We start from the raw sequence: 13,095 nt of genomic DNA on the forward strand, positions 1-13,095 counted from the left end.
GCACACCCCTACGATTACGCGACCCAGCCGCCCCGCACGAAGTAAGCGGCAAGAATCCCCTGGAGCATGAGGAAGAGGGCGAGAAGCAGGCGATCGACCGCCGGCCGCGCACCCATCCGCCCGAGAATCATGAAGGCCGGGAACACCTCGAGGCTCAGCCGCGAGGCGGAGTACAGCGGATAAGGCTGATGCGACGACGGAAAGCTGATCATGAGGAAGGTCAGCACGATCCCCATCAGCGGCATGATCCACTGATCGCGCCGTAGCTTCCACGGCCCGACGAAGCACAGCACCAGCATGGCGATCACCAGGAGCACCGACGCGAGCTCCAGCAGGTTGTGCACCCACTCGTCGCTGAAGCCGTAGCGCAGGCTCGCGCCGTTGTGCAGCGACTGGAACCCGCGCCACACCGTCGCCCACGGCCAGTCCAGGTGCCGCCCCCAGTAGCGCTGGGCGTGCAGGAACGCGAGCGGCGCGCGGTAATACGCGGCCGACACCGCGGCCACGCCGGCCACGCCCAGCGGCACGAGCAGCACGGCGAGCGCGCTGCGGCGCAGGGCGAACCGGTTGACCCGCACGTACTCGTAGACGAACGCCCCGGCCAGCAGGATCCCGGCCGAGCGGGTGAACGCGGCCAGCCCGCCGAACGCCCCCGCCCACCACCAGGCCTGCCGGCGCAGGCAGTACACGCTGGCGAGCATCAGCCCGATGAACAGGCCCTCGTTGTAGGCGGCCGTGAGGAACAGCGCGGTCGGGAACGCCACCAGGTAGAACGCCGTGCGCCCGGCCACCGCGCGGTCGAACTCGTGCTCGACGAGCCGCCACAGCACGATCAGCGCGCCGAGCGTCGCCAGGTTGGCCACGAGCAGCGCGGCGATCCAGTCCTTGCCGAAGCACAGCGGCGTGAAGGCCCGGATCAGCGCCGGATACAGCGGGAAGAAGGCCGCCGGCGCGTCGTAGTAGTCGTGGTAGTAGCCGTGTTCGGCGATCTTGCGGAACCACACCGAGTCCCACTGGGCCGCCCACTGGGCCGCGATGTAGGTCGTCGTGACGCCGGGCCGCTTCACCCCGATCCACGCGAACGCGGACACGAACGCCAGCGCGACCTTGCTCGCCAGGAAGATCCCCAGCCCAGACAGCACCGCCCGCCGCCACGGCCGATCGGCCCGCTCCGGCGCCGACGCCCCGGCCTCCTCCGCGTCGTCCATCGGCGGCATCGTAGGCAGGCTCGTGCTCACGGGCGCAGGCCCCCTCGGACGATGAGGTCGAGCAGCGCGAACACGAACAGCGCGATGCCGACGAAGCCGTTGGCGGTGAAGAACGCGCGGTTGACCCGTGACAGGTCGCCGGGGCGGACGATGGCGTGCTCGTAGACGAACGCGACCGCCGTCACCACCAGGCCGATCCACCACAGCCAGCCCAGCCCGACCAGCTGACCGAACCACACGAACAGGCCGAACGTCACCACGTGCGCGGCGGTGGACAGGTGCAGCGCGAACGGCACGCCGTAGCGCGACGGGACCGAGTGCACGCCGATCTCGCGGTCGATCTCGGCGTCCTGGCAGGCGTAGATCAGGTCGAAGCCGCCGATCCACAGGCCGACCGCGGCGCCGAGCACCCAGGCCGGGCCGGAGCCGCGCAGGTCGCCGGTGACCGCGAGCCAGGCGCCGACGGGCCCGACGAGCTGGGCCACGCCGAGCAGGGCGTGCGGCCAGTTGGTGAAGCGTTTGCCATACGGGTACATGACGAGCGGGACCACCGCGAGCGGCGCCAGCGCCAGGCACAGCGGGTTGAGCAGGGCGGCCGCGCCCAGGAACACGATCAGGGCGACGGCCGCGCCGGTCCACGCGGTGCGCACGCTCACCGCGCCGGTGACGAGCTCGCGCCCGGCGGTGCGCGGGTTTCGCGCGTCGATGCGCCGGTCGATGATCCGGTTGGCGGCCATCGCGAACGTGCGCGCGCCGACCATGGCGATCGTCACCAGCAGCAGGTCGAGCCACCCGACGTGCGGATGGCCGCCCGCCGGGGCGCCGGTCGTCGTCATCACGGTCAGAGCGGCCAGGTAGGCGAACGGCAGCGCGAAGACGGAGTGCTCGATCGCGACGAGCCGCAGGAATGCCTTGACCCGGCTCGGGCGTGCCTCAGTGAGCGTCACTTGAACCCATACTCTTTCCAGCGCTTGTCGACCCGGGCCACGACCTCGGGCGACATCACCATCTCTTCCGGCCAGCCGCGATGGTAGCCCTCGGCCGGCGTCTTCCGCGTGGCGTCCAGGCCCGCCTTGCCGCCCCAGAACTGCTGGTAGGAGGCGTGGTCGAGGTGGTCGACCGGGCCGGACGTGAGCAACAGGTCGTGCGCGTAGTCGACGTTGCCGAAGGCGCGGAACGCCACCTCGGCGTAGTCATGGACGTCGCAGTCCTCGTCCACGACGACGATCAGCTTCGACAGCGACAGCAGGTGGGCGCCCCAGATGGCGCTCATCACCTTCTGCGCGTGCTTCGGGTAGCGCTTGCGGATCGACACGATCACGCAGTTGTGGAACACGCCGGCGGCCGGCAGGTCGTAGTCCACGATGTCCGGGATCAGCAGCTTGAGCAGCGGCAGGAAGATGCGCTCGGTCGCCTTGCCCAGGCCGTGGTCCTCCTGCGGCGGCTTCGACGTGATGATCGAGTGGTAGATCGGCGACTTGCGCGTCGTCATGCACTCCACGTGCAGCACCGGGAAGTCCTCGACCGGCGTGTAGAAGCCGGTGTGGTCGCCGAACGGGCCCTCGGGCAGCCGCTCGCCGGGCTCCAGATAGCCCTCGAGCACGATCTGCGCGTTGGCCGGCACCTGCAGCGGCACGGTCAGGCAGTCGACCATCTCGACCCGCTCGCCGCGCAGGAAGCCCGCGAACAAGTACTCGTCGATGTCGGACGGCAGCGGCGCGCTCGCCGTGTAGCAGACGACGGGGTCGGCGCCGATCGCGATGGCCACGGGCAGCCGCCGCCCCAGCCGCTCCGCGACGGCGTGGTGGGCCGTCGAGTCCTTGTGGATCTGCCAGTGCATGCCCAGCGTGTTGTGGCTGTGCTGCTGCAGCCGATAGAGCCCGAGGTTGCGCTTGCCCGTCTCTGGGTGCTTCGTGTGGGTCAGGCCGAAGTTGTGGTAGATCCCGCCGTCGTCGGGCCACACCTGCAGCCCCGGCAGCCGGTTGAGGTCGACCTGGTCGCCCTTGTAGACGACCTCCTGGCACGGCGCGGTTTTCACGTGCTTCGGAGGCACCGACTTGAGCTGCATCAGCTTGCCGATGCCGTCGCGGATCCCGGCCCAGCCGACCGGCAGCTCCGGCTTGACCAGCTCGCCGATGCGCGCGCCGACCTCGTCGAGGTGCTCGACCCCGAGCGCCATGGCCATGCGCCGCTCGGTGCCGAACAGGTTGATGGCCACCGGCATGTCGCCGCGGGTCGGCTTGTCGAAGACGAGCGCCGGCCCGCCGGCCCGCACGGTGCGGGTGACGACCTCGCTGATCTCCAGGTGCGGGTCGACGGGCGCGCTGACCCGGTGCAGGTCGCCCGCCTTCTCCAGCGCGGCCAGGAACTCGTTGAGGTCTGCATAGGGAAATCCACGCGCCATGGCGCCATCCTCCCAACCGGGTACGACATTTCCCGCAGCGGCCTCCGCCCGCCTGCCCGGCCTCGTCCGAACGGCCGTTCTTGAGCCGCCTGTTCGGCGCCGCCACGGGGCAATGAAAGTCTTTCGTTTTGGTTGAGCTGCGCCGGTTCCCAGCTTCGGCCATCCAGGGATGTGAGTCCTTTTCTGCGTGCTTCCTGCCACGATGTGAGGACGAACCATGCACAAAGCCAAGCGCGTCCGGGCCCTGAGCCTCGGTCAAGATCGGGGTCAAGAACAACGGCCCGGCCACGCTCGACGCCGTGCGGACCGGCGGCGAGCTGTCGTGGGCGTACGACTTCGTGGTGCCGGACGGCACCGACGTCGTGAACGTGCCGTCCAACTGCTCGGCCATGTGGCACGAGAGCGACGGCGACCACGCTCAGCAGGGCCTCGCCGGCAAGCGGTTCTACGAGTGCTACAACTACGACCCGCTGTTCCTGCCGGGCAAGACCTCGCAGCCCGAGTTCGGGCTGAAGATCACCGAGGTGATCGCGCACGCGACCGGCACGGTGTCGTTCAACAACCCGTTCCGTAACCCGGCCGAGCTCGAGGACGACAACCCGGCCAACGACATCGCCGAGGTCGTCATCAACCCCAACGGGGGCGGCGGCGGCAGCCTGCCGGTCACCGGCACGCAGACAGCCGCGGTGGCCGGTGCGGGCGCCGCGCTGCTCGTCGGCGGGGCGGTCATCTTCATGATGGCCCGCCGGCGTCGCGTGGTGCTCGTCACGCCCAAGGACGGCGGCGCCGAGTAAGCCGACCAACACGGCCCTTGCACGGGGGCGGCTCCCAGCGGGGCCGCCCCTTTGCCGTGGCAGAGTGGGTGCGTGGATCAGCGCAGGCCATGGGTCGTCGGGGTGTCCGGGGCATCGGGCACGCCCTACGCGGCGGCCGTCATCCGGGCGCTGTTCGACGCCGGCGAGGCCGTCGACCTCGTCGTCTCCCGCGCCGCCCGCCTCACGATCCTCGACGAGACCGGCGTGTCCTTCCGTGACGCGCACTGGAAGGACGACCTCGCCGCTTGGCTCGGCCGCCCGCTCGACGGCGCGGACGTAGCCCACTGGCCGGCCGGCGACCTGGCGGCCGGCCCGAGCAGCGGGTCATACCCGGTCAAGGGCATGCTGGTGGTGCCGGCGAGCACCGCTGCGTGTGCCGGCATCGCCATCGGACTGTCCAAGGACCTCCTTCAGCGCGCCGCTGAGGTGAACCTCAAGGAGCGCCGCCCCGTCGTGGTCGTGCCACGCGAGACCCCGGTGACCCGCAGTCACCTGGAGCACCTCATCGCACTACACGACGCGGGTGCGGTGATCCTGCCCGCGAGCCCCGGCTTCTACGCCGCCGGCGCCGCGGCCACGGCCGCGCAGCTGGTCGACTTCGTCGCCGGCAAGGTTCTTGATGCCGCCGGCGTGTCGCACAGCCTGTTCACTCGTTGGTCGGGTGAGCTCGGCCATTCCCGTTAGAGGTGTCATCCAGGGCGTCGTCGCCTTCGAGCAACGCCCTCACCTCGGATTCCCGGAACCGCCGGTGTCCACCCGGGGTTCGGATGCTACTGATCCGGCCGGCCGCGGCCCAACGCGTCACCGTCTTCGGATCGACGCGAAACAAGGCTGCGACTTCACCGGGCGTCAGTAGACGATCTCCCGTCTCCACGGCCCCTCCTTTACCCTGGGTGGCTCGCCGGGCCCGCGCACCCCCATGCTGCGAAGCTGAAAGCGCGAGTCATCCTGGGATGTACGCCCATTACAGCACCGCTCACGTGCCGTGTCCGGGAAACGAGGAAAACGCACTTCTGGGTAATTAGCTGTGTTAAAAGCCGGACCGTTAGGCTTGTCGCGATGGACGCGATCGATCGTCAGCTCATCGACCTCCTGCGCGACAACGCCCGGCTTCCATATGCCGAGCTCGCCCGGAAGGTCGGCCTCTCCGCCCCGGCCGTGCACGAACGCATCGCCAAGCTCGAATCGTCCGGCGTGATCCGGGGTTACCGCGTCGAGGTGGAGCCCGAGACCCTCGGCCTTCCGCTCACCGCGGTCATCGGAATCGTGCAGGACAGCAGCGGTGATGCCGATTCCGTTCTCGAGGCCCTTCGGGCCCGCGAGGAGATCGAGTCGTGCTACTTCATGGCGGGTGAGGAATCGTTTTTGTGTAAGGCGCGGGTGAAAACCATCGGCGATCTGGAACGGCTCATCGTGGACCTGAACCGGGTCAAGGGCGTGGCCCGGACGCGCACGACGATTGCGCTTTCGACGAAATGGGAGGGCCGGATCCAGCCGGCGAGCTGAACCCATCACGCGAGGGTGGCGAGGCCCGGATATTCGGCGACGTACCCGTCGTCGGTGAGATCCAGGTCGGCGGTGAAGGTCTCCGAGCGGTAGCGCACCCGCCGCGGGCCGAGCACCTCGTAGCTCTGCTGGAAGGGGAGCACGGCGAGGCTTGGGAGCAGTACCCACGCGGCCTCGATCTGCACCGTGGTGCCCTTCTCGGCGCGGTGCAGCCCCAGCCGGCGCACCGGCAGGGTGTTGGTCAGCGGGGAGTTGTAGAGGTCGACGTCGAGCACGGCGTGGAGGCGGTCGGGATCCTCGATGCCGGACAGCGGGGCGGCCGGCACTGCGCGGTTGAGGTCGCCCTGCTCGCTGGTGGTTACCCGCCAGCGGCCGGCGGCCCGCTCCATGCGCAGCGTGCGCAGCCAGCCGGCGCCCTCGACGGCGGCCTCGAACCGCGTGCTGGCCCAGTGCTCGTCGGTGTGCAGTTCGTAGCGGCAGGAGTACAGCCCGTTGTCGGCGGCGAACGCGATGCCCTTGGCGCGCAGCCCGCGCCGGTCGTCGAGGGTGACGAACTCGCCCCCGGTGGTGTCGGTGCGCTGCCAAGCGAACGCGCGCGGTAGCACGGTCATTACCGGACCGTACAAGACCGCGCGCGTTCGTGCTGTCCAGGCGTTTACCGATACCGCGGGGGCCGGCGGTCGTTCACCCGGCGCCGCCCCGGGGCCGAGGCCGGCGCGTGGTGGTGCGGCGCGGATCGCACCGGCACCCCGCTGGGCTGGCGCGCGCCGGTGACCTCGGCCAGCGCCGCGTCGCCCGCGCGGACGCGCAGCTCGTTGGGCGTCACGCCGGCCTTGGCCAGCAGCGCCGCGGCCCGCCGTCGCTGCCGGGGCAGCACCAGCGTGACCACGGTCCCCGCCGCGCCGGCCCGCGCGGTGCGCCCGGCCCGGTGCAGGTAGTCCTTCTGGTCGCGGGGCAGGTCGACGTGCACGACCAGCGAGACGTCGTCGATGTGGATGCCGCGCGCGGCCACGTCGGTCGCGACGAGCACGTCCACCGTGCCCTCGCGGAACTCGGCCAGCGTGCGCGTGCGCACCCGCTGCGTCTTGCCGCCGTGCAGCGCGCCGGCCCGGACCCCGACCCGCGCGAACTGCTCGACCAGCTCGTCCACGCCGTCCTGGGTCTTCACGAACAGGATCGTGCGGCCCTGGCGCGCCGCGATCGACGCGGCGATGGCGAACTTGTCGTGCGGCGGCACCAGCAGCACGTGGTGGTCCATGGACCCAACCGAGGCCACCGGCGGCTCGATCGAGTGCGCCACCGGGTCCACCAGGAACCGCTCGACCAGCGCGTCCACGTCCTTGTCCAGCGTCGCCGAGAACAGCAGCCGCTGGCCCCCCGCGGGCGTCTGGCCGAGGATCTCGGTGACCTCCGGCAGGAAGCCCATGTCGGCCATCTGGTCGGCCTCGTCGAGCACGGTGATCTCCACCGCGTCCAGCCGGCACGCGCCGCGCTTGATCAGGTCGCCGAGGCGCCCGGGCGTGGCCACGAGGACGTCGACGCCGCGTTCCAAGGACCAGATCTGGCGGTCGTACGGCACGCCGCCGACGGCCGTCTTGCAGTACAGCTGCAGGGTCTTGGCCAGCGGGGTCAGCGCGTCGTTGACCTGCATCGCCAGCTCGCGCGTCGGCACGAGCACGAGCGCCTTGGGCGCGTGGGGCCGGGAGCGGCCGGAGGCGGCGAGCCGGGCAAGCAGCGGCAGGCCGAACGCCAGCGTCTTGCCGGAGCCGGTGCGGCCGCGCCCGAGCACGTCGCGACCGGCGAGCACGTCGGGGACGGTCGCCGCCTGGATCGGGAACGGCTCGGTGATGCCTTGGTCGGCGAGTGCCCGCACGAGGCGGGCGGGGAGGCCGAGGCGGGCGAAGCCCGGAGCGTCGGGCGTATCGAAGAGTGAGGGGAACGAGCTGGCATCAGCGAGCGGCAAGGAGCTGGGACCTTCCGATTGGAGAACGGTTAAGAGTATCCGATCCCCCATGGCCGATCCCAGCCGTGGTGCGCACGGTCACTTCTTCGGCGCGGTGACGCCGCCGAATATGTCGTCGATGAAGTTCTGGGCGAGCGTGACGGCCAGGTAGCCGCCGACGAGCAAGACGATCACGATCACCGCGATGATGATCATGACGCGACGGTTGCCGGACCGCTCCGGCCCCTCGTCGTCGTCATCGGACTCCGCGGTGCCTTGACTCAGGATGTGCCCGGTGAGTGAGCCGGAGTTCTCGAGCGGACTGCCCCCGCCGGCGGCCGGTCCGGTCGACGCCGAGGCGCCGCCCTTACCGCCATAGATGGTGCCGGCGGAGGCCCGCTCGCCGCGGGCCCACTTCCCATAGCTCTCGGCCGCCGGGGCGGCCGGTTCGGATTCCTCGGCTTCGTCGGATTTCTCCGCTAAAGCGGGCTCCTCGTCGGGCGGAGGGATGGCCGGGGGCTGCTGGTGCTCCGGCGCGGGCTGAGCGGGCGCCCCGGTAGACGGGTAGACGCTGCCCGGCGCCCGGTTGGCCGGCGGCGGGAAGTCGTTCCTTCCGGGCCATTGCTGCGGCGGTACGTCATGATCGCTGCTCTCCGTTCCAGGTGCACCGGCGGCGGGCGAGGGACCCCCCGAGCCCGGCATCGGCGGCGGGGTCCACGCGGGCGGCGGCCACCCCGCGTCCGAGGCCGGCGGCCCGGAGGCGGGCGGCGTCGAGGTCGGCGGCTGCCCCCACCCTTGCTGCGCGGGCGGTTGTCCCCAGCCTTGCTGCGCGGGCGGCGTCGAGGTGGGCGGCTGCCCCCACCCCTGCTGCGCCGGCGGGGTCGAGGTGGGCGGCTGCCCCCAGCCCTGCTGCGCGGGCGGCGTGGAGGTCGGTGGCTGCCCCCACCCTTGCTGCGCGGGCGGCGTCGAGGCCGGCGGTTGTCCCCACCCTTGCTGCGCGGGCGGGGTCGAGGCCGGCGGCTGCCCCCAGCCCTGCTGGGCCGGCGGCGCGGACGCGGGCGGCGGCGTCCACCCCGGCTGGGCGGGCGGCTGCCCCCACGACGGCGGCTGGCCGGGCGGCGGCTGGGGCGGGTTCCAGCCCTGCTGGGCCGGCGGCACCGAGGCGGGCGGCGGCGTCCACCCCTGCTGGGGCGGCTGGTTGCCGCCGGGCTGCCACCCCTGCGCGGGCGGCGGGTTCCACCCCTGCTGGGCGGGCGGCGGGTTCCATCCCGGCTGCTGGCCCGGCTGACCCGGCTGGCCGTGCATACCCGGCTGTCCCGGCTGGCCGTAGGGCCCGGGCTGACCCGGCTGCCCAGGCTGGCCATGCGGACCGGCGTGGCCCGGCTGGCCGTACACGCCCGGCTGACCAGGGTGACCCGGCTGACCGGGCTGCTGTCCGGGGTGGCCCGGCTGGCCCGGCTGCCATCCGCCCGGCTGCGGCGGGTTCCAGCCCTGCGCGGCCGGCGGCTGTCCCCAGCCCGGCTGTCCGGGTTGGACGGGTTGCCCGGGTTGTCCCGGCTGACCGGGATAGCCCGGCTGCCCCGGTGGCTGTCCGGCCTGCCATCCCGGCTGCGGAGGCTGACCCGGGTTGGGCACCCAGCTCTGCTGACCGGGGGGCGGCGCGACGTACCCGAGGCGGTTGCCCTGCGGCGGGCTCCACACGGGCGGCCCCTGCCCGGCCCCTTGCCACGGCGCGCCACCGGGCGGCGGCGCGGAGGGGTCGTCGTGACCCCAGGGGTGTTCGGCGGACGGCGTCGTGTACGCGGGTGCGGTCGGCCCCTGGGGCTCCTCGGCCGCCTTGGGCGCGCTGTCGTCACCGCCGCCGGCCGGCCCGCCGTCACGATCGGCGTCGCCGCCGGCGGGGAGGGGCGGCGGCTCCTCGGCTACGAGGAACGGCGAGCTGGACACGGGCGGCGGCGCCTCGTCGCGGCCGCCGAAGGGCGCCGCGGGCGGGGCGTCCGGCGTCCCGTACGACGGCGCGGACCCGGCACCGAACGGCGCCGCGGGCTGCGAGTCGGGCACACCGTACGAGGGCGCGGACGTGGCCCCGAACGGCGCGGCCGGCTCGGAGCTGGGCACGCCGTAGGACGGCCCGGAGTCGCCCCCGAACGAGGACGCGGGCTCCGAGCTCGGCACGCCGTAGGACCCGGCGGCGTTGCCGCCGAACGAGGACGCGGGCTCCGAGCTCGGCACGCCGTAGGACCCGGCGGCGTTGCCGTCGAACGAGGACGCGGGCTGCGAGTCCGGGAGGCCGTAGGACGGCGCGGCCGGCTCATCCGGAGACGATGCGGTGCCTTCGGACGACGCCGGACCGGAGACGGGCGCGCCCGGAAGCGGCGGCGGGGTGCCCGGCAGCGGCGGCGGACCCGAGACCGGAGCGCCAGGGAACGGCGGCGGGGTGCCGGGCAGGGGCGGCGGGCCGGAGACGGGTGCGCCGGGGATGGGCGGTGGGCCTGAGACGGGTGCGATGCCGGGCAGCGGCGGAGGTCCGCCCAGGGGCGACGCGCCGGGGATCGGCGGCGGGGTGCCGGGCAGCGGCGGCGGGCCCGAGACCGGTGCGCCCGGGATCGGCGGGGGTCCGCCGACGGGCGGCGTGCCGGGCAGGGGCGGCGGGCCGGAGACGGGCGCGCCGGGGATCGGCGGCGGGCCGGAGACGGGCGCGCCGGGGATCGGTGGCGGGCCGGAGACCGGCGCGATGCCAGGCAGCGGCGGAGGTCCCCCGACGGGCGGCATGCCCGGGAGCGGTGGCGGGGTGCCGGGCAGGGGCGGCGGGCCCGAGACTGGTGCGACGCCGGGCAGCGGCGGTGGCTGTGTGCCGCCGAGGGAGGGGGCCGGGTGGGCGTCGGGGACGCCGTACGACGGGGCCGAGGGGGCGTCCGGAGCCTGGAACGGGCCGGGCTGGAAGGGGCTGGGCTCAAACGGCGACGGCGACGGGTACGGGAACGGCGGCTGGGGCTGCGGGCGCGGGAACGGGTCCGGCGTCGGGCCGGGCTGCGGGGTCGGCTCCGGCTCCGGGATCGGCTCGGGCTCGGGGGCCGGCGGGTACGGGGTCGGGATCGGCTCCGGGGCCGGTGACGGGGGGAACGGGCCGGGCTCCGGCTGCGGTACCGGCTCGGGGCTCGGGAACGGCGACGGGGCCGGGCCGGGAATCGGCTCGGCGGGCTCGTCTTCGCCCGGGGCCGGTTCGGCGGGCGCGGGCTCGGCCATCGCGGAGCCGCCGCGGTACACCGTCGGGCCCGCGGTCGTGCCCCGAGCGGCCTCGGCGGCCTCTGCGGCGCTCACCGTGTGCAGGCCGGGTACCGAGGCGCTGGCCCGGGCGGCGGCGACCGCGGCCACGGCGGCCGCGGCGCCGGCTCCGGCGGGTACGGCCGGCTCGGCGGCGGGGGCCGGCCGGGCCGAGGCCGCGAACGGGTGCCGGACGGGCTGCGGCTCGTACGCCGGGTGCTCATTGCCGCGGTCGCCCGGGCCGGCCTCCGGCGATCCGTAGGCCGACGCGGCCGGCGGGTACCCCGACTCGACGCCCGGGATCGGGTAGACGGCCGGGGCCGGCACCACGGGCGGCTCGGCGGCGGCCGAGGCCGGCTCCGGGATCGGGTAGGCGGCCGGGGCCGGGACGACGGGCGGCTGGGCGGCCGCATACGGCGCGGGTTCGCTGGCCGGGGCCGGGTACGACGGCGCGGGGTCGACGCCGGGGATCGGGTACGACGCCGGGGCCGGGACGACGGGCGGCTCGGCGGCCGCGTACGGGGCCGGCGCCTCGGAGGACGACTCGGCCGGAGCGGAAGACTCCGGCTCCGAGGCCGGCGTGGACGACTGCGCGGCCCAGGGGCGGGCGAAGGCGTCCCACGACGACTCGACCGGGGGCCGCGGGGTGCGCAGGCGGCTCGGCAGCGGCGGCGGCTCCTCGCTCGACTCCGGCTGGAACGGGCTCACCGGCTGGTACGGCGCGGGCTCCTCCGCGGCGGCCGCGGGCTCGTATGCACCGCCGGGCTGGTACGGCGCAGGCTCCTCCGCGCCGGCTGCGGGCTCGTAGGCAGCGCCGGGCTGGTACGGCGCGGGCTCGTCAGCCGCCGCCTGGAACGGCGCGATCGGCTGGAACGGCGCCGGCTCGGGCGCGGCGGGCGGCTCGAACGACGGGGCGACGGACGGCTCGGACGCGAACGGCGAACCGGAACCGGCGGGCTCGGCGGCGAACGGCCCGGAATCGGCCGGCGAGGAAGCTGGCGGGACATCGAGGGCGGCGCTGTCGTCCGCCGAGGCGGGCACGGAGTAGGCGCCGGCGCGGTAGGTGCCGGCCTCGTGACGTACCTCCGGAATATCACCCGCAGGGGTGCTGAACGAGGCGACCGTCGCGCGGCCCACGACGGGGGTGCCGATGGGGGTGTCCGCCGAGTCGGGCTCCTCCTCCGCGGCGGCGGGCGCGAAGCCCTCCAAGGGGGCGGGGCCGAACGGGTTGGCGAGGCTGTCGGACTCCTTGACCTCGGGCTGGGCGGGCGCCGCCGACGGCGGGGGCGGGGTCGAGTCGGTGGGGGGCGGGCCGTACACGCCGGCGGCCGGCTCCAGGCTCGGCAGCTGGTAGGCGGGGGCCTCGTCGACCGCGGCCGCGATGACCTCCTCCTCGGGCTCCACATCCGGGGCCGCCTGAGTAAAGACAGGACCCTCGGGCGCGGGCGCCTCGGGCGAAGGGGCCGAGGTCGGGGCCTCAGCCGAAGGGCCCGAGGCCGGGGCCTCAGCCGAAGGGGCCGGGGCCTCAGGCGAAGGGGCGGGCGTGGAGGTGTCCGAGAAGGCGGCCATCAGGGCCGCGACCTCCGGGTCCTCCTCGTCGTCCGCCGCGCCGGCGAGCGGCGCCGCGCCGGGCCAGAGGCCGTCCAGCGGGGTCGGCGGAGGCTCGTACGCCCGGTCGGGCAGGTCCTCGTCCGCAGGCTCCGGCGGCAGCTCCGCGCCGACCGGGGGCGGGGGCGGCAGCGGCGGCAGGTCGCCGTTGTCCTCCGCCGGTGTGTTGTCTGCCGGCTCTGAGCCGCCGAACGACGCAGGTGTGCCGCCCGCCGGGGCCGATCCGCCGAACGACGGGCCGGTCTGCACCGCCTCGCCGCGTGTGCCGTCCCGTGTCTCCCGCTCGTCCATCGCTGACCTCCATGAACCGGGTGCCCTGCCGGGCATCATTGCGTGCCCGACGGCCCC

At 74.0% G+C, this 13,095-nt stretch carries 9 protein-coding genes and 1 pseudogene; 3 read left to right on the top strand and 7 right to left on the bottom strand.

What is annotated here, in order from left to right:
* Positions 1 to 14: 14 nt before the first annotated feature.
* Genes ACQEVU_RS51485 through ACQEVU_RS51495 form a run of 3 tightly spaced genes read right to left on the bottom strand, consistent with a single transcriptional unit; the run spans position 15 to position 3,612 of the window.
* Positions 15 to 1,208 (bottom strand): mannosyltransferase family protein, encoded by a 1,194-nt coding sequence (locus tag ACQEVU_RS51485; protein WP_433337934.1) that lies wholly within the window; start codon positions 1,206 to 1,208, stop codon positions 15 to 17.
* Between the two features lie 26 nt (positions 1,209 to 1,234).
* Positions 1,235 to 2,155, bottom strand: a complete 921-nt coding sequence (gene mqnP, locus ACQEVU_RS51490) for a menaquinone biosynthesis prenyltransferase MqnP (protein WP_433337936.1) — start codon at positions 2,153 to 2,155, stop codon at positions 1,235 to 1,237.
* Positions 2,152 to 3,612: a menaquinone biosynthesis decarboxylase gene (locus tag ACQEVU_RS51495; protein WP_433337938.1), complete on the bottom strand. Its 1,461-nt coding sequence runs from the start codon at positions 3,610 to 3,612 to the stop codon at positions 2,152 to 2,154. The genes mqnP and ACQEVU_RS51495 overlap by 4 nt, the downstream gene beginning before the upstream one ends.
* Before the next feature lie 299 nt (positions 3,613 to 3,911).
* Here ACQEVU_RS51495 and ACQEVU_RS51500 point away from each other — a divergent pair, with 299 nt between their 5' ends.
* Both ACQEVU_RS51500 and ACQEVU_RS51505 read left to right on the top strand, forming a co-directional pair.
* A complete protein-coding gene (locus tag ACQEVU_RS51500) occupies positions 3,912 to 4,406 on the top strand; it encodes an LPXTG cell wall anchor domain-containing protein (protein ID WP_433337940.1) in 495 nt (164 codons plus the stop codon).
* 72 nt (positions 4,407 to 4,478) lie between these two features.
* Positions 4,479 to 5,111: a UbiX family flavin prenyltransferase gene (locus tag ACQEVU_RS51505; protein ID WP_433337942.1), complete on the top strand. Its 633-nt coding sequence runs from the start codon at positions 4,479 to 4,481 to the stop codon at positions 5,109 to 5,111.
* On the opposite strand, the gene ACQEVU_RS51510 is transcribed toward ACQEVU_RS51505, so the two are convergent.
* Positions 5,074 to 5,301: a BldC family transcriptional regulator gene (locus tag ACQEVU_RS51510; RefSeq protein WP_350610253.1), complete on the bottom strand. Its 228-nt coding sequence runs from the start codon at positions 5,299 to 5,301 to the stop codon at positions 5,074 to 5,076. The two genes, ACQEVU_RS51505 and ACQEVU_RS51510, sit on opposite strands and share 38 nt — an antisense overlap.
* A gap of 185 nt (positions 5,302 to 5,486) precedes the next feature.
* Between ACQEVU_RS51510 and ACQEVU_RS51515 the strand changes: the two genes are divergently transcribed.
* Complete coding sequence (locus ACQEVU_RS51515; protein WP_433337946.1) at positions 5,487 to 5,933, top strand: Lrp/AsnC family transcriptional regulator; 447 nt, start codon at positions 5,487 to 5,489, stop codon at positions 5,931 to 5,933.
* 5 nt (positions 5,934 to 5,938) lie between these two features.
* Here the strand turns inward: ACQEVU_RS51515 and ACQEVU_RS51520 are convergent, their stop codons facing one another.
* The 3 genes and pseudogenes from ACQEVU_RS51520 to ACQEVU_RS51530 all read right to left on the bottom strand — a co-directional run bounded on the left by ACQEVU_RS51520 (position 5,939) and on the right by ACQEVU_RS51530 (position 13,038).
* The gene (locus tag ACQEVU_RS51520) at positions 5,939 to 6,544 is read right to left on the bottom strand and encodes a putative glycolipid-binding domain-containing protein (RefSeq protein WP_433337948.1); all 606 of its coding nucleotides are present in this window, start codon (positions 6,542 to 6,544) and stop codon (positions 5,939 to 5,941) included.
* A 65-nt stretch (positions 6,545 to 6,609) separates the two neighbouring features.
* Positions 6,610 to 7,896: pseudogene (locus ACQEVU_RS51525) on the bottom strand (DEAD/DEAH box helicase); the annotation flags it as partial.
* Between the two features lie 78 nt (positions 7,897 to 7,974).
* The gene (locus ACQEVU_RS51530) at positions 7,975 to 13,038 is read right to left on the bottom strand and encodes a hypothetical protein (RefSeq protein WP_433337950.1); all 5,064 of its coding nucleotides are present in this window, start codon (positions 13,036 to 13,038) and stop codon (positions 7,975 to 7,977) included.
* Positions 13,039 to 13,095: the final 57 nt, after the last annotated feature.

It is taken from the genome of Dactylosporangium sp. CA-139066 (assembly GCF_050936175.1).
In the GTDB taxonomy this organism is placed as follows: Bacteria; Actinomycetota; Actinomycetes; order Mycobacteriales; family Micromonosporaceae; genus Dactylosporangium.

Coding starts and splice junctions, on each gene's coding strand:
- ACQEVU_RS51485 (WP_433337934.1), bottom strand. CDS start 1,208: ATGGACGACGCGGAGGAGGCCGGGGCGTCGGCGCCGGAGCGGGCCGAT.
- ACQEVU_RS51495 (WP_433337938.1), bottom strand. CDS start 3,612: ATGGCGCGTGGATTTCCCTATGCAGACCTCAACGAGTTCCTGGCCGCG.
- ACQEVU_RS51515 (WP_433337946.1), top strand. CDS start 5,487: ATGGACGCGATCGATCGTCAGCTCATCGACCTCCTGCGCGACAACGCC.
- ACQEVU_RS51520 (WP_433337948.1), bottom strand. CDS start 6,544: ATGACCGTGCTACCGCGCGCGTTCGCTTGGCAGCGCACCGACACCACC.
- ACQEVU_RS51530 (WP_433337950.1), bottom strand. CDS start 13,038: ATGGACGAGCGGGAGACACGGGACGGCACACGCGGCGAGGCGGTGCAG.